Origin of the sequence: Aliiglaciecola lipolytica E3 (assembly GCF_000314975.1) — a bacterium.
Lineage (GTDB): Bacteria > Pseudomonadota > Gammaproteobacteria > Enterobacterales > Alteromonadaceae > Aliiglaciecola > Aliiglaciecola lipolytica.
The window spans coordinates 38181-58104 of the sequence record NZ_BAEN01000002.1 but is presented as its reverse complement, the minus strand read 5'-3'; the positions used below and the strand labels follow the sequence as shown (position 1 = coordinate 58104).

At 40.3% G+C, this 19924-nt stretch carries 18 protein-coding genes and 1 rRNA gene; 8 read left to right on the top strand and 11 right to left on the bottom strand.

The annotated features are described in order from the left end of the window. Positions 1-91 (bottom strand): 16S ribosomal RNA (locus GLIP_RS00285); the annotation flags it as partial. Positions 92-686: 595 nt separating this feature from the next. On the opposite strand from GLIP_RS00285, the gene GLIP_RS00280 reads away from it, so the two are divergent. Further along, positions 687-1229 (top strand): gamma carbonic anhydrase family protein, encoded by a 543-nt coding sequence (locus GLIP_RS00280; protein WP_008842533.1) that lies wholly within the window; start codon positions 687-689, stop codon positions 1227-1229. Between the two features lie 33 nt (positions 1230-1262). On the opposite strand, the gene GLIP_RS00275 is transcribed toward GLIP_RS00280, so the two are convergent. The 8 genes from GLIP_RS00275 to GLIP_RS00240 all read right to left on the bottom strand — a co-directional run bounded on the left by GLIP_RS00275 (position 1263) and on the right by GLIP_RS00240 (position 7276). After that, on the bottom strand, positions 1263-1511 hold the full coding sequence (locus GLIP_RS00275) for a DUF1488 family protein (protein WP_008842532.1): 249 nt from the start codon (positions 1509-1511) through the stop codon (positions 1263-1265). Next, positions 1508-2338 (bottom strand): shikimate dehydrogenase, encoded by an 831-nt coding sequence (gene aroE, locus GLIP_RS00270; protein ID WP_008842531.1) that lies wholly within the window; start codon positions 2336-2338, stop codon positions 1508-1510. Before aroE ends, GLIP_RS00275 begins: the two co-directional genes overlap by 4 nt. A 6-nt stretch (positions 2339-2344) precedes the next feature. Beyond that, positions 2345-3283 carry an oxygen-dependent coproporphyrinogen oxidase gene (gene hemF, locus GLIP_RS00265; RefSeq protein WP_008842530.1) on the bottom strand — a complete coding sequence of 313 codons (939 nt, stop codon included), beginning with the start codon at positions 3281-3283 and terminating at the stop codon, positions 2345-2347. A 2-nt stretch (positions 3284-3285) separates the two neighbouring features. After that, positions 3286-3849, bottom strand: coding sequence for a Sua5/YciO/YrdC/YwlC family protein (locus GLIP_RS00260; protein WP_040521477.1), 564 nt, complete (start codon positions 3847-3849; stop codon positions 3286-3288). Between the two features lie 80 nt (positions 3850-3929). Then, positions 3930-4499: a DNA topoisomerase family protein gene (locus GLIP_RS00255; protein ID WP_008842528.1), complete on the bottom strand. Its 570-nt coding sequence runs from the start codon at positions 4497-4499 to the stop codon at positions 3930-3932. 64 nt (positions 4500-4563) lie between these two features. Further along, complete coding sequence (locus GLIP_RS00250; protein WP_008842527.1) at positions 4564-5040, bottom strand: DUF494 family protein; 477 nt, start codon at positions 5038-5040, stop codon at positions 4564-4566. 1 nt (position 5041) lies between these two features. Beyond that, positions 5042-6208 carry a DNA-processing protein DprA gene (gene dprA, locus GLIP_RS00245; RefSeq protein WP_008842526.1) on the bottom strand — a complete coding sequence of 389 codons (1167 nt, stop codon included), beginning with the start codon at positions 6206-6208 and terminating at the stop codon, positions 5042-5044. 30 nt (positions 6209-6238) lie between these two features. After that, the gene (locus GLIP_RS00240; RefSeq protein ID WP_226992154.1) at positions 6239-7276 is read right to left on the bottom strand and encodes a LysM peptidoglycan-binding domain-containing protein; all 1038 of its coding nucleotides are present in this window, start codon (positions 7274-7276) and stop codon (positions 6239-6241) included. A 248-nt stretch (positions 7277-7524) separates the two neighbouring features. On the opposite strand from GLIP_RS00240, the gene def reads away from it, so the two are divergent. The 5 genes from def (at position 7525) to GLIP_RS00215 (ending at position 12390) form a co-directional block, all read left to right on the top strand. After that, on the top strand, positions 7525-8037 hold the full coding sequence (gene def / locus GLIP_RS00235) for a peptide deformylase (protein WP_008842524.1): 513 nt from the start codon (positions 7525-7527) through the stop codon (positions 8035-8037). Positions 8038-8053: 16 nt separating this feature from the next. Continuing rightward, positions 8054-9013 carry a methionyl-tRNA formyltransferase gene (gene fmt, locus GLIP_RS00230; protein ID WP_008842523.1) on the top strand — a complete coding sequence of 320 codons (960 nt, stop codon included), beginning with the start codon at positions 8054-8056 and terminating at the stop codon, positions 9011-9013. 11 nt (positions 9014-9024) lie between these two features. Next, on the top strand, positions 9025-10338 hold the full coding sequence (gene rsmB, locus GLIP_RS00225; protein ID WP_040521484.1) for a 16S rRNA (cytosine(967)-C(5))-methyltransferase RsmB: 1314 nt from the start codon (positions 9025-9027) through the stop codon (positions 10336-10338). 34 nt (positions 10339-10372) lie between these two features. Then, entirely contained in the window at positions 10373-11752 is a 1380-nt protein-coding gene (gene trkA, locus GLIP_RS00220; RefSeq protein ID WP_008842521.1) for a Trk system potassium transporter TrkA, read from the top strand. Between the two features lie 101 nt (positions 11753-11853). Then, positions 11854-12390 carry a DUF2780 domain-containing protein gene (locus tag GLIP_RS00215; protein ID WP_008842520.1) on the top strand — a complete coding sequence of 179 codons (537 nt, stop codon included), beginning with the start codon at positions 11854-11856 and terminating at the stop codon, positions 12388-12390. 55 nt (positions 12391-12445) lie between these two features. On the opposite strand, the gene GLIP_RS00210 is transcribed toward GLIP_RS00215, so the two are convergent. Next, positions 12446-13897, bottom strand: coding sequence for a TrkH family potassium uptake protein (locus tag GLIP_RS00210; RefSeq protein ID WP_040521482.1), 1452 nt, complete (start codon positions 13895-13897; stop codon positions 12446-12448). Positions 13898-14806: 909 nt separating this feature from the next. Between GLIP_RS00210 and polA the strand changes: the two genes are divergently transcribed. Continuing rightward, entirely contained in the window at positions 14807-17587 is a 2781-nt protein-coding gene (gene polA / locus GLIP_RS00205; protein ID WP_008842518.1) for a DNA polymerase I, read from the top strand. Positions 17588-18061: 474 nt separating this feature from the next. On the opposite strand, the gene yihA is transcribed toward polA, so the two are convergent. Beyond that, positions 18062-18679 (bottom strand): ribosome biogenesis GTP-binding protein YihA/YsxC, encoded by a 618-nt coding sequence (gene yihA, locus GLIP_RS00200; RefSeq protein ID WP_008842517.1) that lies wholly within the window; start codon positions 18677-18679, stop codon positions 18062-18064. A 186-nt stretch (positions 18680-18865) separates the two neighbouring features. Here yihA and GLIP_RS00195 point away from each other — a divergent pair, with 186 nt between their 5' ends. Continuing rightward, positions 18866-19495, top strand: coding sequence for a c-type cytochrome (locus GLIP_RS00195; RefSeq protein ID WP_008842516.1), 630 nt, complete (start codon positions 18866-18868; stop codon positions 19493-19495). Positions 19496-19924: the final 429 nt, after the last annotated feature.

Here is a 19924-nt window from a genome sequence, read left to right as displayed (position 1 = left end):
GAAGTGCAAGCACTTCCTGCTACCGTTCGACTTGCATGTGTTAGGCCTGCCGCCAGCGTTCAATCTGAGCCATGATCAAACTCTTCAATTAAATTTTCGAAATATGAACTTTTTTTGGTAAGCACTCTTATAATGAGTGCCCACACAGATTGTCTTGTTGCAAATTGTTAAAGAACGTTTGATGTAGAAGTTCCCGAAGGTTTTCTACATCAGGTCGCTGTCATGTGACGCTACCTGGAATCTTGTCTGCCGAAGGAGTCCGTTAGGTCTCTCTCAAGCGGGAGGCGCATTCTACACTCTCCGGTTTTGATGTCAACATTTTTGTTTGGTTTTTTGTAAATTATTTCAAACTACCAATTTGTTGCCATCCCGCTTCACACTTGCCTTTCAGCTAGCTTTGCATCTTCAATAAAGGAGATGAGCAAGAGACATTCTTTAGTGATTGTCCCGAAGCGAGGCGCGCATTCTACAGACCCTGTTTTGAAGATCAAGCCAATATTTAAAATAATTTCAAAATTGCTTCCGTTTGATTATTTTTAAAACGAATTGCTGCTTATTTGACACAATCAGACTAAAAGTTATCTGAAATAAGGAGATTTAGAGAAAGTTAGTTAGAACAATTTACGCTTTTAAAATGCTAATATTAGAAATTCTTTAACAATAAATTCAAACAGGCAAATACCGAAATGAAAAAATCAGTTTCACCTTTTAAGGGAATACATCCCCAATTTGGAGAAAGTTGTTATGTTGATAGTTCAAGCATCTTGGTAGGCGATATCATTTGTGGAGATGATGTAAGTATATGGCCATTAGTTGCAGCTAGAGGAGATGTGAACAGTATTCGTATTGGCCATCGAACCAATATACAAGACGCAACGGTACTCCACGTAACACGCAGCAGCGTAAGCAATTCTGATGGCTACCCGTTAATTATTGGAGATGATGTCACTGTAGGCCATAAATGTATGCTTCATGGTTGTACTTTAGGCGATCGCATTCTAGTAGGTATGGGCGCAATTATAATGGACGGTGCAGTAGTAGAAGATGACGTCTTTGTCGGTGCTGGATGTTTGGTACCACCTAACAAAACCTTAAAAAGTGGTTATTTATATGTCGGCAGCCCAGCTAAGCAGGCGCGCAAGCTAACGGAAGATGAAATTTCATTCTTAAAGATTTCTGCGGAAAATTACTTAGTTACTAAGAATGAATATATAGCGGAAGGATTATAACTTGCGCAGTCTATACGATGATAGTTTTTAGAGTTAAAAGGTTAAATCAACTTTAGTTAAAACTATCTCGCCTCGTGCATTCCATTTTTCTTGGCTGATGAGTGAGGTTAATTGCTCTTCTATTTCAAACTGATGAAGCTGGTAGAATTCCGCTGCTTCATCTTGCAACACATCAATAATCCAACAATTTATCAATGCACCACTATTAATTGCAACAACCTTTAAAGCCTGATGTTGTGAGTCATAATCGAATCCATCTAATATTTGAATGGCTTGATTCACAACATACTTCTTATTTGTTGCATAACAGGCTCGATGTCTGGCATGTAACCTCGCCAAAAATTGAAACTATGTGCTGCCTGTCCAACTAACATCCCTAACCCATCACTTGTATTAACCACACCTAAACGTGAGGCGTGCTCTAAAAAAGCCGTTGGAGCTGATAAGTACACCATGTCATAAACCATACTTGCTTTTGATAAAACGTCATCAGATAAATCTGGTAACTGCCCGCTTAAACTCGCAGACGTGCAATTGACAATTAAATCATAAGGTTGTGACGACTCACTTGCCATTTGCAAAAAGTCCGTAGCAAGTACATTACTATTATCAAACCAATTGGCAAGGTCCTCCGCCTTGGCTTTCGTTCGATTAACAATTGTAATCTGCTTAGCACCTTGCTCAAGAAGAGGAAGAATTACTCCTCTTGCTGCGCCACCAGCACCGATTAAAAGAATACGAGAATTGGAAATACAGAAATCTTGATGTTTTAGATCAAGCACTAGTCCTGCACCATCTGTAGTTTCACCTCTGAAACGGTTTTCATCAAGGCGAATAATCGTATTAATTGCTCCAGCATCGACCGCAGCTGGAGATAATTCAGTTACCCACTGCAAAGCATCTTGCTTAAATGGGCTAGTAATATTGCAACCTTTAGCATTAGGATCGGCGAAAAAATCATCTAAACTGGCAGAAAAGTTTCCTTTTTGTCCTAAAATCTTTTGATAATCAATACGTTCATTACGTTGTTTAGCGAAAGTTTGGTGGATCAATGGAGAACGACTTTGCTCGATTGGATCGCCAAAAACTGCATATTTATCTATTTGCAAAATGAGTTACTTCCCTTTTTCCAATTCACCTAACCAATCTCTTGGTTTTAAAAACTCTTCAGTAAGTCTAGCCTCAGGTGTATTCGACTTAGCCTGGAAATTATATTCCCAACGAGCGAGCGGAGGCATCGACATCAAAATAGACTCTGTTCGTCCACCTGTTTGCAAACCAAATAAAGTGCCTCTGTCGTACACTAAATTAAACTCAACGTACCTACCTCGTCGATATAGTTGAAACTGTCTTTCACGTTCCGAAAAAGCTTGGTCTTTACGTCTTTCCACAATAGGTACATAGGCATCTAAATATCCGTTACCCACCGCTTGCATAAATTCAAATGATCGCTCAAATCCAAGCTCATTCAAATCATCAAAAAATAGACCGCCAACACCTCGAGTTTCATTTCTATGTTTCAAATAGAAATAATCGTCGCACCAAGTTTTATATTTTTCATATTTATCTTCGCCAAAAGGTAAACATGCTTGTTTTGCGACTGTGTGCCAATGCTGTACATCTTCCATAAACGGATAAAAAGGCGTTAAATCAAATCCACCTCCGAACCACCAGACCGGATCTTCGCCTTCCTTTTCAGCTAAAAAGAATCTCACATTTGCATGCGATGTAGGTACATAGGGATTTTTAGGATGGATAACTAGTGATACGCCCATCGCTTGAAAACTTCTGCCAATTAATTCTGGCCTAGCAGCGGTAGCAGAAGCCGGTAGTTGCGTTCCAAATACATGAGAAAAATTGACTCCACCCTGCTCAATAACATGACCATTAGTCAAAACTCTGGTGCGCCCGCCTCCGCCTTCTTCTCTTTGCCAGTTATCTTGCTTGAACTGCTTTTTACCATCCATTAGTTCCAATGTATGACAAATTTCATCTTGTAATTTCAGTAAAAAGTTTTTGACGGACTCGATATCAGGCCCATTATTTATGGTCATATTTAACTTGCTCTTACTGTTTCGCCGGTTAAGCCATTACGAATTTGACTGGGATTTTTCTGCGTACCAACCGAGCCATGTAAACACAATAAAGACTCTCCAAATTGTGAAAATACTTGTTGGCAATTTTTGGCAGGCTCTTCGCCGCTTTTATTTGCACTCGTCGAAATAACGGCACTATCTAATAGTCTGCATATGTCTACAACAAGTGGATGGCTGCTAACTCGCACAGCTATTAGCTCGGAGCCACCGGTTATAAAATCAGGAGTACCCTGCTTTTTAGGCAATAGCCAAGTATTAGGACCTGGCCATGAATCATCAACTTGTTTAAGTATTTCAGGCTCAACTCGCGAAAAGTCAACGAACTTAGTTAACTGTTTCTTACTATTCGCTATCACTATCAAACCTTTTTCAAGACTTCGATTTTTGAGCGCTAACAATTTCATCACAGCTGCCTCATTGGTTGGGTCGCATCCCAATCCATAAACTGCTTCGGTGGGATACGCAAAAACTTCCCCGTCTAAAAATTGTTGCTTAAAAAGTTGTGGATTTTGGCTAATGTCCATTCGACTAAACATACTAAAAATTTAAACGAGGAGTGTAATGCAAAAGCGATATTGTGAAAAGCGGCGTAATTGGTTTGGGTTTAATTTTCCTGAGCTGACACCTTTTCTCCACAGTTTTTTTGTGGACACTGGTAGTAACTTCCATGATCATTTTTCTTTTCAATTAAAACTGACCATTGACATTTGGGGCAGGTTTTTTCAACTGGTGGAGCATTTAACACATATTTACATTTTGGATAACCATCGCATGCGTAAAAGCTTTTACCGTATTTATTTGTTCGTTTAAGCAACTTTCCTGCGTGACAGGATGGACATGCAACATGGATATCCTTCTGTTGTTTAATCGCTTCAATATGATGACAATCAGGATATCCGGTACAGCCAATGAAGAGACCAAATCGGCCTTTTTTAATGGATAATGCCAATCCGCAATCTGGACATTGGGAGCCATCAATTTGTTTCAATTCAACGGTGGTATTGTCGTGAAGTGGTTTTGCGAATTCGCACTGTGGGTAACGGCTACAACCTAAGAACGCGCCATTTTTACTGCGCTTTATTAGGAGTTTAGCGCCACAATCTGGACATGCACCAAATTCCCCATCCAGTGCATGTTCATTTGCGTCAAAAAGAGAGTGATCGATTTTAGACATTGTCGATCATGCCTTTTGTGTAGTTTGGTAGTGGCCTATCGCCACTGTTTTAATTACCTGAAATTTAATGCAACGGGCCTTCGGGCTCGTCAAATAGTAAATCTTCCATTTGGGCGTAAGCGTTTTCTTTTCCGGGAACGTTAAAGAGAACCATGAGCACGACCCATTTTAGGTCTTCAAGACAGAACTCTTTAGAATCTATCTCCATCACTCTATCCACAACCATTTCTCTGGTTGCTGAATCCAGTACATTTATTTGCTCAAGAAACATCAAAAATCCACGACACTGCACATCCAAGCGCATTTCTTCTTCTTGAGTATAAATGCGGTTTACTAGAGCACCGCCAGATTTTACAAAATACGGATTAATATCCGTTTCTTGCAGAGCTGCCAACTTCTCTAACCACGATAACGCTTTATAGATTTCATCATGATGGAACCCCGCGCGCACGAGCTCATCTGTTAGCTCATCTTGATCAACGCGAATTTCAGTTTCACTATGAATGAAATTTTCAAACAGATACATGAGGATATCGAACATATTATTTGCCCCTCAATTTGATGTAACCCCCAGAAACTGGAGCTACTAAACCACGCAACTCATATTCTAATAATTGCGCCAACACGACTTCAATCGGCATTTTGCTACGTTGTATAACGACGTCTAACGCAGTAACGTCATGGTCTACACTATCTAACAATTTGTCGGTTGCCAAGCATTGAATGACACTTTTTTCGCACTTTTTAGAAGAATCCTTTAGAACACAAGAATTAACGTTCTGAAATTCTTCTAATATATCTTCTAAATTTGATACGAGTTTCGCTCCTTGTTTGATCAATAAATGAGCACCTTCATTGAGTGGGTTATTTATATTCCCGGGAATCGCAAATACTTCTCGATTTTGCTCTAGCGCATATTTAGCTGTAATGAGTGAACCACTGCGAATTGCAGCTTCAATGACTAGCACGCCGAGAGACAAGCCACTGACTATACGATTTCGACGTGGAAAATTATGCGCTAAAGGTTTTGTATGAGCTCTGAACTCAGACAAAATTAATCCTTGGTTTTGAATGATTTGGTGTGCCAATGGAATATTTCGTTTGGGATAAAGATTATTTAAGCCACTGCCCAACACAGCTATTGTCCTACCACCAGCACTCAAAGCGCCCTGATGCGCATTAGCATCAACTCCCATAGCTAATCCACTGGTAATACTAACCCCTTGTTGAGCCAGTTGTTGTGCTAGTTCAAACCCGCAATTTTTACCATATTGACTTGGATTGCGACTACCTACTACGGCAATCTGTGTAGATTTTAGTAAGTCTTTATTTCCCCAACCAAAAAGTAATAACGGAGGTCTTGCGATTTCGGACAACAATTCTGGAAAATCTGGATGACCCGGATAGACAGCAAAATGCTTTTGATCGGCATCAAGCCATGCAAACTCTTTTTCGATTTGTCGCATATCGGGTTTAACAATTGCGTTGACCTGAGCGGCATTAAAACCCAAATCTTTCAACTCTGATGAGTTACAGTTTAAAAGGTTGCTCGGAGAAATATTGAAGTGTGTTTGAAGCTTATTTAATCTGCCTATTCCGAAGTCTGGAATTTGATCTAGAATAAACCACTGCCGCAATTCGTCTTGGGAATGGCAGGCCGTATTGTCGATAGCGTCATTTTGTTCAGAGTTGCGCACATCCTGTGCCATAGTCTGTCCTTATTTTTGTACAATTTCATGTTATGGTTTAGCTACCAATGCTCCTTCACGAATCGTTTTAGTTGAGCGCGTAATCAAACCATAACTGGCTTTTTTGAATACCTTAAAAACAACTACTTCACCTACTTTAATAGCGGGCTGCCGAAGCTCATCGCTACCATCAAACAAGTTTTCGACAAAGTTATTCTCACCTGTATATTTAGGGTCAATACTGTCTTGGATATTTGGCCCTTGCACATAAATTCCTAATACCGTACCAGGCTTAACCTTTCGACTGCCCAAATCAAGAATTACCACATCATATTTTCCAAGCAACTGATGCTGTTCTAAACTGCTAATAATCTGACCTTTTTGGCGAGTAGCAGCTTTTAGCTTCATGCTGCCAGTTTGCCATTCTTCACTAGGCAATAACTTGTCGCCACGCCTTGCTTCAAAATTTGCATCTTCCACTTTAACTAGATGTTGGCCTTCCACGTCACTTTCTAATGGCGTGGCATCAGCAACATGACGAATCTGAAAACCCAGTAAATTATCGTATTGATCACGCAATTCGTTTTGCTTTCTCACTATATTGTAAAGTTCAGGGGTATCTTGGTCTGCTTTGCTTAGCACTAAATCTCCAGAAGCAAATGATGCGTTACCATCTTGGTTACCTAATAAGTATGGTAAGAGTTCATACTCCTCTTCATCCATTATCCTGCTGCTTTCAATATAGGGCTGAATAATAGTCCACGGCAAAGTATCAATTGGTTGTACTGTTTTAAGTTCTTTTCTACCTTGTGGAGAAAGTTTGATTTGCGGTTTTTGTGTGTCTCTCACAATATCTAAAACAGGTTCACCCTGTTCGTTATATCGCAAGCGTAATTCATCACCAGGATAAATTAGATGAGGATTATTAATATGCACATTGTTACGCCACAACTCAGGCCATAACCAGGGCTTGCTTAAGTACATGCTTGAAATGTCCCAAAGCGTATCGCCTTTTTTGACAACATAAACTTGCGGAGCTGTTTGTTTTATATTGATTACATCTGCAATAGTCGCTAATGGCAAAAACATTAGAATTACCAGAAGTTTACTCAATCGTTTGCCCATACCAACCTCATAACGCAGCATATTGTGTTTGTAGTATCGACCTAAACATATATTGCTTGATCGAACTTTAATTCTATTTAGGCTAGAATAGCGCCTTTAATGATTCAATAGCGTATTTTATTGAACCGTATAGTAATTAATACTGACCCTAGGTACAGTTTTTTATAAAATGTACTAAAAGTCACCAAAGTATAGTGTAGCTGAAGAACAAGATGGCCATTTTAAAAGTATTAAAATTCCCTGACGAACGATTGAGAACAGTAGCAAAGCCTGTAGACAATGTTGACGGTGAAATTAAAAAGTTAGTAGACGATATGTTCGATACTATGCGCGAAGAAAACGGTATCGGGCTTGCCGCGACCCAAGTAAATGTGCATAAGCGTGTTGTGGTGATGGATATTTCAGAAGATCAAAATACACCGAGAGTATTTATTAATCCTGAAATCATCGAAATGGATGGGCAAACCATCAGCGAAGAAGGTTGTCTGTCTGTCCCGAATAGTTACGCAAAAGTAGAGCGCGCTGAGCATATTATCGTTAAAGCTCTCGATGTTGAAGGCAATGAATACACACTTGAAGCAGACGGTTTGTTAGCCATATGCATTCAACATGAACTTGATCACCTTAAAGGCAAACTGTTTGTCGATTACCTTTCTCCCCTAAAAAGAAAACGGATTCGCAGTAAATTAGAAAAAGAAGCGCGATTAGCCGCTCGCGCCTCCTGATGACAGGAAAGTAGCATTGAGCAAAAATCTTAATATTGTGTTCGCCGGTACGCCCGATTTCGCAGCACAACACTTACAAGCCCTCATCGATTCTGATCATAATATCATTGCAGTCTATAGCCAGCCGGATCGGCCAGCTGGACGAGGAAAAAAGCTTCAAGCCAGTGCAGTAAAGCAATTGGCAATAGAGCATAATTTGCATGTTTTACAGCCCGAATCGTTAAAATCTCAAGAAGCACAACAAACTCTGGCGGATTTAAAGCCTGATATCATGATTGTAGTTGCATACGGCTTAATTTTACCGCAAGTTGTATTGGATACTCCCAGACTGGGCTGCTTAAATGTGCATGGTTCTTTGCTTCCTCGTTGGCGTGGAGCCGCCCCAATTCAACGCGCGATTTGGGCAGGAGATAGTCACACCGGCGTAACGATTATGCAGATGGACAAAGGCTTGGATACAGGAGCTATGTTGCACAAACAATTTATTCCTATCGAAGCAACAGATACTAGCGCCACCTTGTATGAAAAACTCGCAAAAATTGGCCCCACTGCATTGCTCGAATGTCTAGATAAAATAGAGCAAGTTGAACCAGAAGTTCAAAATAACGAACTGGCGAACTATGCACAAAAGCTGAGTAAACAAGAAGCCTGTATTGATTGGAATGTCTCTGCGCAGCAGCTAGAAAGAAATACCCGCGCTTTTAACCCGTGGCCAGTCACCTATTTTGAAATTACACCCGAAAGCTCAGAACAATCCATCGCGATAAAGCTTTGGGAAGCCAAAGTAGTTAAAGCAAATGAATCCAAAGCTCCAGGGACAATTGTCTCTGCCACCAAAAATGGCATCGAGATAACCACAAGCGAAGACAACCTGTTGCTCACCAAATTACAAATTCCAGGAAAAAAACCGATGACGGTAGCGGATATATTAAACGCTAGGCAAGAGTGGTTTGTTGTAGGTCAAAAATTATCGTGAATGATTCTTCGATTAGCACTTCTCCTCGGAAATCGAGTAAATTTCTCAGACCAGATGCGGCAAAGGTGCTATTTCAGATTTTAGAAAATGGCCAGTCAGCCCGTGAATGCCTCCCCAAAATACAAGAGAATTATTCTGATAAAGACAAAGCCTGGCTACAAGAAATGGTGTACGGGGTTTTACGTCACCTACCAGTATTGCAAAGTTGGCTGCGGATACTTTTAGATAAACCTCTGAAAAACAAATATAAAGTAGCTGAACACCTGATTATGCTCGGATTTTACCAGCTAGCTTTTACTCGCGTATCTACCCACGCCGCCGTGTCTGAAACGGTAGCAGCAACACGTCAACTTAAAGTTGAGCCCCTTAAGGGCCTGGTCAATGCGTTATTGCGCAACTTTATTCGCCAAGAACTGGATAAACAAGACATCAAAGAACCTCAGGTCCGGTCAGGATTACCTAAATGGTTATTTAAACGTCTCCAAGCGGCGTATCCTGATCAATTAGAAGCATTATGTGAAGAAATGCAACAGCGCCCACCAATATGGTTGCGGGTAAATCGTCAGGTGATAGATAAAGATAAGTACCTAGCGTTACTTGACGAGCAAGGAGTGGCTTGTGAACTAAGTAGCGAACACAGTGACGGTCTAATACTACAAAAAAGCCAAGACATCACCCAGTTACCGGGATACCAACAAGGCATGTTTGCCGTACAAGATGGTGCAGCGCAACTGGCAGCAGCCTATTTAAATGCACAAGAAGGAGATCTTGTTTTAGATTGTTGTGCAGCACCTGGCGGTAAAACCTGTCACATTTTGGAACGTCAACCTAATCTAAGTAAATGTATCGCATTAGATATTGACGATTCCCGCTTAGATAGAGTGCGCGAAAATCTAAGCCGTCTGAATTTAAAAGCGGACTTAGTAGCCGCCGATGCAACTCAAACCGAAAGCTGGTGGGATGGTGTTTTATTTGATCGTATTTTGCTAGATGCACCCTGCTCAGCTACCGGGGTGATTCGTCGTCATCCCGATATCAAATGGCTGCGTAAAAATGCGGATATTGATACGCTTGTGACATTGCAAAGACAAATTCTCGATACAATGTGGCGAATTTTAAAACCCGGTGGTACTTTGTTATATGCTACTTGTTCCATTTTACCTGAAGAAAACTATTTGCAAATAAACGCGTTTCTTCAGAATAATCCAGATGCTTCGTTAATTCCGGTATGCAATGAGACGGAAAATGCGAATCCCGGTAGACAAATACTACCCGGAGAAAAACAAATGGATGGTTTCTATTATGCGAGACTGCTAAAGTCTTAAAATACAAAGTAAATTGTTTCGAAATTAACTCAACATGAAAATAATTATATTAGGTGCAGGTCAGGTCGGTGGAACATTAGCCGAAAACTTGGTGGGTGAAAAAAATGAAATCACCGTGATCGACTCGGATCAAGAAACCCTGCGCTCTTTACAAGATCGACTCGATTTACAAGTAGTCCACGGGGTCGGCTCACATCCCGATGTATTGGCGAAGGCAGGCGCTGAAGACGCAGATATGTTAATTGCGGTCACGAATAGCGATGAAAGCAATATGATGGCTTGCCAGGTAGCCCATTCGTTATTTAATACGCCGACTAAAATAGCCCGCGTTCGTTCTGAACAATATATAATTCATCAAGATAAACTCTTTCATCATCAAGACATTCCGGTCGATCATCTAATTGCACCAGAGCAGCTAGTGACCAAAGCGATTAAACGCTTAATCGATTATCCAGGAGCATTGCAAGTAGTCGAATTCGCCGACGGTAAAGCCAGCTTAGTAGCTGTTAAAGCCTATTATGGCGGATTATTGGTAGGGCATGCGCTGTCCACGCTTCGCGAGCATATGCCTAACGTTGATACTCGAGTGGCTGCTATCTATCGCCGTGGTAGGCCAATAAGACCACTCGCCTCCACCGTGATTGAGGCTGATGATGAAGTGTTTTTTATTGCCGCGACAAAACACATTCGTGCAGTTATGAGCGAACTACAAAAACTCGAATCTAGTTACAAACGAATCATGATAGCCGGTGGTGGTTTAATAGGTGCTGGGTTAGCAAAACGTCTTGAACACAACCATAACGTGAAGTTAATTGAGTACTCCCAAGAGCGCGCAAAATATTTATCCGCACACTTAGATAAAACCATCGTATTTTGTGGTGACGCGTCTGACCATGAGCTGTTAACAGAAGAAAATGTGCAACAAGTCGATGCGTTTATTGCCGTAACCAATGATGATGAAGCGAATATTATGTCAGCCATGTTGGCCAAACGTCTTGGTGCACAAAAAGCAATGGTACTGATCCAACGCAGTGCTTACGTTGATTTAGTGCAAGGTGGCGAAATTGATATTGCTTTCTCCCCGCAACAAGCAACCATTTCAGCACTACTCACCCACATTCGACGCGGTGATATTGTCAACGTCTATTCGTTACGAAGAGGGGCTGCTGAAGCCATCGAAGCCATTGCCCATGGAGACGAAAACACTTCGAAAGTTATCGGTAAGAAGATCAGTGACATCAAACTGCCTCCAGGTACCACCATTGGAGCGGTTGTAAGAGCGGATGAAGTCATTATTGCCCACAGCACCACGCAAATAGAAGCTAATGATCACGTTATTTTATTTTTAGTGGATAAAAAATTCATTTCTGATGTCGAAAAGCTGTTCCAACCCAGTGCATTTTTCTTTGGGTAATTAAACAATAGTGGCATACCGCACATTATTGTTTTGTGTTAATTTGATTGATTAAATCTACTGAGAATTCTTTTCTCACCTTCCCTTACAGAGACTTTTAAATGAAAAACATTACTATCTTACTTACCGTTGCAACCCTAACGTTTTCAGCTCAATCTCACGCCGAGGGCTGGTTCGACTCTCTGAAAAGCATGCTTGGGTTCAGTCAGGAAGCTGAAGATGAGACCCCTAATACTGCAGATATGGTTGGCAGCATTATCGAGAACTTAAACGTTGACTCTTCACAAGCCGAAGGTGGATTAGGCTCACTATTCAACTATGTTAAAGGCAACTTAACAGCCGATAAATTTAATCAGCTATCTGAGGCGATGCCGGGTATTAATGAACTAATTAATGAAGCTCCAGATGTGAGTAATTTGAAAAGTACCGATGGATTGGGTTCATTGTTAGATAAAGCGGCTGAATATAGTGAATCAGTAAAAGCCATCAACGATGTCAAAAAGCAATTTGAAGCGTTAGGGCTAAAGCCTGAGATGATTATGGCGTATATAGAGCAAGCTAAGGCGTATTTAGATACCGAAGAAGGCAAACAAACCAAAGAATTGTTAACTCAAGGTCTACAAGATTTAATTAAATAACTTTTTTGATAATCAATTTTCAACTTATCTAACATGGCGTAGTTAATTTTTAATATTAACTGCGCCAGAAAGTGGGTGAAAACAATACAAGTAAAGAAAACACCTCAAGACGTCCAAACAACATAGCAATAATTAACAACCACTTTCCACCATCAGATACATCCGCAAAAGTGCCTGCTACCGTTCCCAATCCTGGACCCAGATTATTTAATGTGGCAGCCGTGGCTGAAAAGGCCGTAAGGTTGTCCATTCCTGTTGCTATCAAACCAATCATAATCACCACAAAAATCATCGCATAAGCAGAGAAGAACCCCCAAACAGCCTCAACCACGCGTTCAGGCATAAGTCGGTCACCTAATTTCACCGAATAGACGGCTTTAGGATGAATCAAACGTTCAACTTCTCGTTTACCCTGCAAGTAAAGGAGAAAGACACGGATGACCTTTAATCCTCCCCCGGTAGATCCCGCGCAACCACCAATGAAACTGGCAAAGATTAAAAGAATGGGTAGAAAGACCGGCCAATTTGCGAAATCTGTCGTCGCAAAGCCCGCAGTAGTACTAATAGATACAGCTTGGAATATTGCTTGATTAAAAGCCGTCTCAGCAGTACCAAATATTTGGTGATTAACTAAAACTAAAAAACAAACAATGATTAAAACGAATTGGATAAAGAAAAAAGCTCTAAATTCGGGGTCGTAAAAGTATCCTCTTAACGATCTTCCACTTGCTGCGGCATAATGGAGTGCAAAATTCAACGCCGCTATCCATAAAAAGACCACACAAATCAGATTGATAATGGGACTATCAAAATGACCAATACTCGCATCGTAAGTGGAAAAACCGCCAATCGCGATAGTTGAAAAGGCGTGACATATGGCATCGAACCAATCCATTCCCGCCACCCAGTATGCCAAGGTACATGCGATTGTTAACGACAAATATATATACCATAAGTGTTTAGCCGTATCGGCTATCCTTGGTGTCATTTTCGAATCTTTAACAGGGCCAGGCGTTTCAGCACGATAAAGCTGCATTCCCCCTACTCCCAATATTGGCAAAATGGCTACCGCAAGTACAATGATCCCCATACCTCCCAGCCACTGTAGTTGCTGGCGATAAAATTGGACCGATTTGGGTAAGTATTCAATGCCCTCTATAACTGTTGCACCGGTAGTAGTTAACCCTGAAAAGGATTCAAAGAATGCATCTGGAACGGACATTTGTGGCTGTTCAAGCAACAAAAACGGCAACGAACCAAAACTTGCCAAAACAGCCCAAAAAAGCACAACAATCAAAAAGCCTTCTTTTGCACGTAAGTCTTTTCGATGACGCCGATTGGGATACCAAATGGCTAGACCCGTAAATAAGATTAAGAAAAAGGCAAGAATGAAGGGGAGACCACTCCCGTCTTCATAAATTAATGAGACGCTGGCTGGAAACAACATGGTTGAACTAAACATAGCAACCAGTAAACCTAAAATACGAATGATAGTGCGGTATTGCATCATCGCAAAACTCTCCAATTAGAATTTCGCAGGTCGCACTGGCAAGTCAAGTTCATTATTATTTTATCTCTATCAAGATCAAGTCTTGGTTTTTTAGGTTTTTAAAGTACCAATTATTATCTGCATACACATAAATCTAAAGCACTTATTGTAATTAATATATTGTTTTTCCTGATTTTGTCACCCTTATGAAAAAAAGCAACGGCTTACAAAACAAAATGTAAGTCTAATTTAGGTTTGCATCGGATATGGGTTTATTCCATATCGTCGAAGTAACCCTGTATTAGTTCGTTTAAATTCAGTGTATAAAACAGCCATGCACCATTCATAAGTAAGCACTTACATACACGTTACTTTTTTTAATTATTTTTAAAAATAGTTTATATTTTGGATGGCGACAAACTAGCCTATAGCCCCCTAAACTAAAGACTTATGCAAAAGTACAATTCAACGAGAGAGTTTTGATACTAAAATAGTTTAAGCTGAGCACTTCACTAATTAGACGAATGTGGTACATTACCGCCCTGCTCGATTTTCAGCTGATAAAAATCAGCCGATTTGCCTAGTTAAATGGACCTAAAATGAGCAGTCTAGTGAATATTATCGTGTCTTTGTTTTTGCGATATGTAAGTAGCTAAAATCAAGTTGTACGCAAATAGAACAACGCACTAGAATAAAAGTTATCCACAAGATAATAAAAAAAATAAGTTAAAGGGTACTCTTTCTCCTTACTAACTAAAAAGTACAGCCTGTAAGGCTTTGAACACATTGAAAAGAAATTTTTTCGATGCGTTTATTCGTGCCTATTGGTTTTTGTCTACATAGTTATCCACAACTTTCATGGTAGATGAAGGCTTTGTTATGTGGCATTCTGACGCCTTTCCCAGTTAATTTTAAAATGGAAATCACATGGCTTCGGTTCCAAATAACCCTTTTATCCTAGTTGATGGCTCTTCTTACCTTTTTAGAGCGTTTCACGGCATGCCACCACTTACCAATTCAAAAGGTCAAGACACAGGTGCAATTTATGGCGTGGTCAACATGTTGCGAAGCCTTATGCAGCAATACTCTCCTACCCATATGGCGGTAATTTTTGATGCAAAAGGCAAAACCTTCCGGGACGATATTTATCCTGAGTACAAAGCTAATCGTCCTCCCATGCCAGATGAACTTCGCAGCCAAATTGCGCCTTTACATGCCATTATTAAAGCGATGGGTTTACCACTTATCGTAGAAGAAGGTGTAGAAGCTGATGATGTTATCGGCACGTTAGCACAACAAGCGACTGATCAAGGTATACCAACTCTCATTAGTACGGGCGATAAAGATATGGCTCAACTAGTGAACCAACACGTTACTTTGATCAACACCATGAATAACCACATCATGGATGAAGAAGGTGTAGTGGAAAAGTTCGGAATACCGGCTAACCTAATTATCGACTTTTTAGCGTTAAAAGGTGACAAAGTTGACAACATTCCTGGCGTACCTGGTGTGGGAGATAAAAGCGCGTTGGGATTACTTCAAGGCATTGGCAGCATTAATGATATATACAACAACTTAGATAAGATCGCTGCACTCGAATTTAGAGGCGCGAAAAAGATGGCTGACAAAATGCGTGAGTTTGAAACTCAAGCACGCTTGTCATATGAATTAGCCACCATAAAACTTGATGTTGAATTAGAGTTTGGACCAACTGAATTAACGCCCACAGAACCAAGCAATGACGAACTAATAGAACTTTTCCGTGAATATGAATTTAAACGTTGGTTAGCCGAAGCAAATGACGGCGGGAACATTCTCAGCGCACCGACTAAAACAGCAGTGAGCCAAGCCAAAGTAGATTCTAGCGATGTGAAAACGCCGCCAATGGTAAAGGATACTGCATATACTACTATTTTAAATGAAGAGGATTTGAATTCGTGGTTGAAAAAATTAGAAGAGGCTGAGCTTTTCGCTTTTGATACTGAAACGACCAGTTTAAATTATATGGAAGCCGAATTAGTGGGAATGTCGTTTTCAGTAGAAGCGGGCGAAGCGGCTTACCTTCCGCTAGCCCATGATTACCTTGATGCGCCTGAACAGTTGGATAGATCAACCGTTTTGAACAAATTCAAAACTCTCTTAGAAAGCGAGTCACACAAAAAAGTAGGCCAGCATCTTAAATACGATAAGAATGTGTTGGCTAATTACGGTATTACATTACGTGGAATCGCATTTGATACCATGCTCGAATCATACGTATTAAATAGCGTTGTGACTCGCCACGATATGGACAGCCTGTCCAAATATTATTTAGAACATAATACTATCAGCTTCGAAGAGATTGCCGGAAAAGGCGCTAAACAGCTTACGTTCAATCAAATTCCTCTTGAGAAAGCTTCGCCTTACGCTGCCGAAGATGCAGATATAACATTACGTTTGCATCAAAAACTTTGGCCACAATTATGTGAACATGAATCACTCAAGGATGTTTTACAAGAGATTGAAGTGCCATTGGCATCGGTATTGTCAAAAATGGAACAACGCGGTGTATTAATCGATAGTCAAACTCTTCTACAACAAAGCCAAGACTTAGCCTCTAGAATTATGCAATTGGAAAAAGAAGTACATGATTTAGCTGGTGAGGAGTTCAATCTGGGATCAACTAAGCAATTGCAAGAAATACTATTTAATAAGCTTGACCTTCCGGTATTGAAAAAAACCCCTAAAGGCGCTCCTTCAACTGCTGAAGAAGTGCTGCAGGAATTAGCATTGAATTATCCCTTGCCTAAACTGCTGATGGAATACAGAGGGTTAACCAAGTTAAAAAATACCTACACTGACAAGCTACCGAAAATGATAAATCCGCGTACAGGTAGAGTACATACAAGTTATCATCAAGCCATAGCAGCCACAGGTAGATTATCGTCAACGGATCCAAATTTACAAAACATTCCGATCAGAAATGAAGAAGGTCGCAAAGTTAGAAAAGCGTTTGTAGCTAGAAAGGGCTACAAGATTGTGGCGGCCGACTATTCACAAATTGAGTTACGAATAATGGCGCACCTATCCGAAGATAAGGGTCTACTTGACGCCTTCTCTTCCGGTAAAGATGTGCATAAAGCAACTGCAGCTGAAGTATTTGGCGTTGCCCTAGAGGATGTATCCGCTGAACAAAGAAGAAGTGCAAAAGCCATAAACTTTGGTTTGATTTATGGCATGTCTGCTTTTGGATTAGCTCGTCAGCTAAATATTCCGCGGCAAGATGCACAGAAGTATATGAATCTCTATTTTGAACGCTATCCGGGTGTATTGAAGTACATGGAACAAACGCGAGTCGCAGCGAAAGAAGATGGTTACGTTTCAACCGTATTTGGGCGTCGTTTATATCTGCCTGATATCAACGCTAGCAACGGTATGCGTCGTCAGGGGGCAGAAAGAGCGGCAATTAATGCTCCGATGCAAGGCACGGCCGCAGACATTATTAAAAAGGCAATGCTGAAAGTAGACGATTGGATTGAAAGCTTAGAAAACGACGATATTCAAATGATCATGCAAGTCCATGATGAATTAGTTTTTGAAATAAAAGAACAAAAACTGGAAGAACACAAGAAATCAATCATTTCATTAATGGAAGGGGCTTGTTCGCTCTCGGTCCCTTTAATCGTTGAGGCTGGTGAAGGTGACAACTGGGATGAAGCGCATTAATCGAAGTCAAAAAATCACTTAAACTAGATATTTTCTGTAATTATATTACGAAAATATTTGATTTTTTCATATCCATAGCTAGAATGGTCTCTGTAGGGTACAGAGGTTAACTTCTTTAGTTAGATATACCTTTGCTTTCGACCCCAGCAATTTGCTGGGGTTTTTTTATGCCTATTGTAAAACGACACCCCAGATTTCAAGCCAGCTTATATACAAAAAGGCCGGCTTTCTAATTAGCGATTTAATCGTCAGTATGAAGTTGAGTTGCGAAATTTAAATTTTTAACGGGTGATTGAGTTTGTTTTATTTAGGTGCGTGTTTAATGGTATATAAAAAAAATAATTATTTTTTTAGAATTGGATGAACTTTCTCAAAATTGGGCACTCTGAATATACGGTTTTTATGTGTTTTCTCTCTATCCTGTGCCCCTTCATGTGAAGGGGCTTTTTTTATCCATCAAGCTAAATAACAAGATTAAATTAAATCATTATCTTCCTGTGTATATCCCAGCCACTGATCCAATACTCGCTCAACGTTATCCAGCCCTAATCCATTTAATGATGAAAAGACATGTACGGTAACGTCGCCACAAAATGCCATAGCAGCTTCTCTAGCCATTAATAATTGGGCTTTTCGTTTACCTGACTTAAGCTTGTCAGCTTTAGTCAATAAGGCCAACACCGGCAAGTTGCGCTCAACCGCCCAATAAATGAGTTGTTGATCTAAATCTTTAAAAGGATGTCGTATATCCATCAATACGACTAACCCACCAAGACTTTTTCGTTCTTGAAGGTATTCGCCCAGTGCTTTTTGCCACTTTAATTTCATCTCCATTGGTACTTTGGCAAATCCATAGCCCGGCAAATCAATTAACCTACGCCCTTCTTCTATTTCAAAAACATTAATTAATTGGGTTCGACCTGGAGTTTTACTTGTTCTCGCTAAACTCTTTTGACGGGTTAGACGATTAAGCGCACTCGATTTACCAGCATTTGATCGACCTGCGAAAGCTACTTCGCAACCATCGTCTTGCTGAAGATGACGTATATCTGGGGCGCTAGTAATAAATTTAGCCTGGCTGTAATGACTCACTCGAACTCTCTTTAGAATATTGTGATTAGGAAGGTTTTTCGGGCACAGTATACCATTTAACTGAAATTATTAGCGTAAAACACTGAAATATCCCCACAATTATTCGGGAAATGATTTTATCGCGCCATTAAATGTGTAAAATACCGCTATTATATTAACCAATGCATAAGATGTTTGAGAGTCACTATGAAAAAATTGGGTTTATTGGTGTGTTTGACCGTAGGTTTTTCTGCTTCAGTTTTAGCACAAGGAAATGCCGAAACAGGTAAAGAGTTAATCACGAGCAAAGGTTGTATCGCTTGTCATGGAGCAGATGGAAATAGCGCTTTGGATATGTATCCGTCCTTAGCGGGCCAACATGCGCAATATACAGTCAAACAATTAAAAGAATTGAAGCTTGGCGGAGAAACCGCTGGTGCTGAAGGCCGCTATGATCCAGTCATGAGCTCACAGGCCGCATTGCTGAATGAACAAGAAATGCAAGACCTTGCAGCTTACCTAGCTAGCCAAGATGCTAAACCTGGAACAACCCCAGAAGACGTGGTTGAGAAAGGCGGTAATTTATATCGTGGTGGAGACCTAGATCGTGGTATTACAGCATGTATAGCGTGTCATGGTCCGCGAGGAAACGGCATGGGATTGGCTGGCTTCCCTGATATTAGTGCACAGAAAGCGGCCTATTTAAAATCGCAATTAGAAAAATTTAGATCAGGTACCCGCGCTAACGATTTGAATGGCATGATGAGAGATATAGCATCTAAATTGACTGATGACGATATTGAAACCCTCTCACAATACTTAGGTGGCCTTCACTAGGCATACAAAAAACAACCAAAACCGAACAAAAAATGAACACTTCTGACTAGAAGGTTCACTTTTTTGGGTTTTGAATGTAAATAAGTTGTAAAATATCATTTTTGGTGTATTCTTTGCGCAGATAAAAAAAGGAAGCGCAAATCTTCGGGTTTGTCAGGGAAGTTAGAACGGTTAACAATAATAATAAAAACTGTTCATTGAAATACCATCTTGGGATTAAATGGATTGACTATAAAGTGTCAGGAAGACCCAAAACAATATAAAAGCTTCGTTAATAAAAATAAAAAGTGAAGTGATAGCCAAGGATAGCACCATCGTTTTAGGATGAACGCATAACGGGAGAAGTGTCAAACGGCACTCTATATCTAAAAGGTAACAGGTTTCTGTTACCTTTTTTCTTATCCGCTCTAACAAAAATCAAAACGCTAT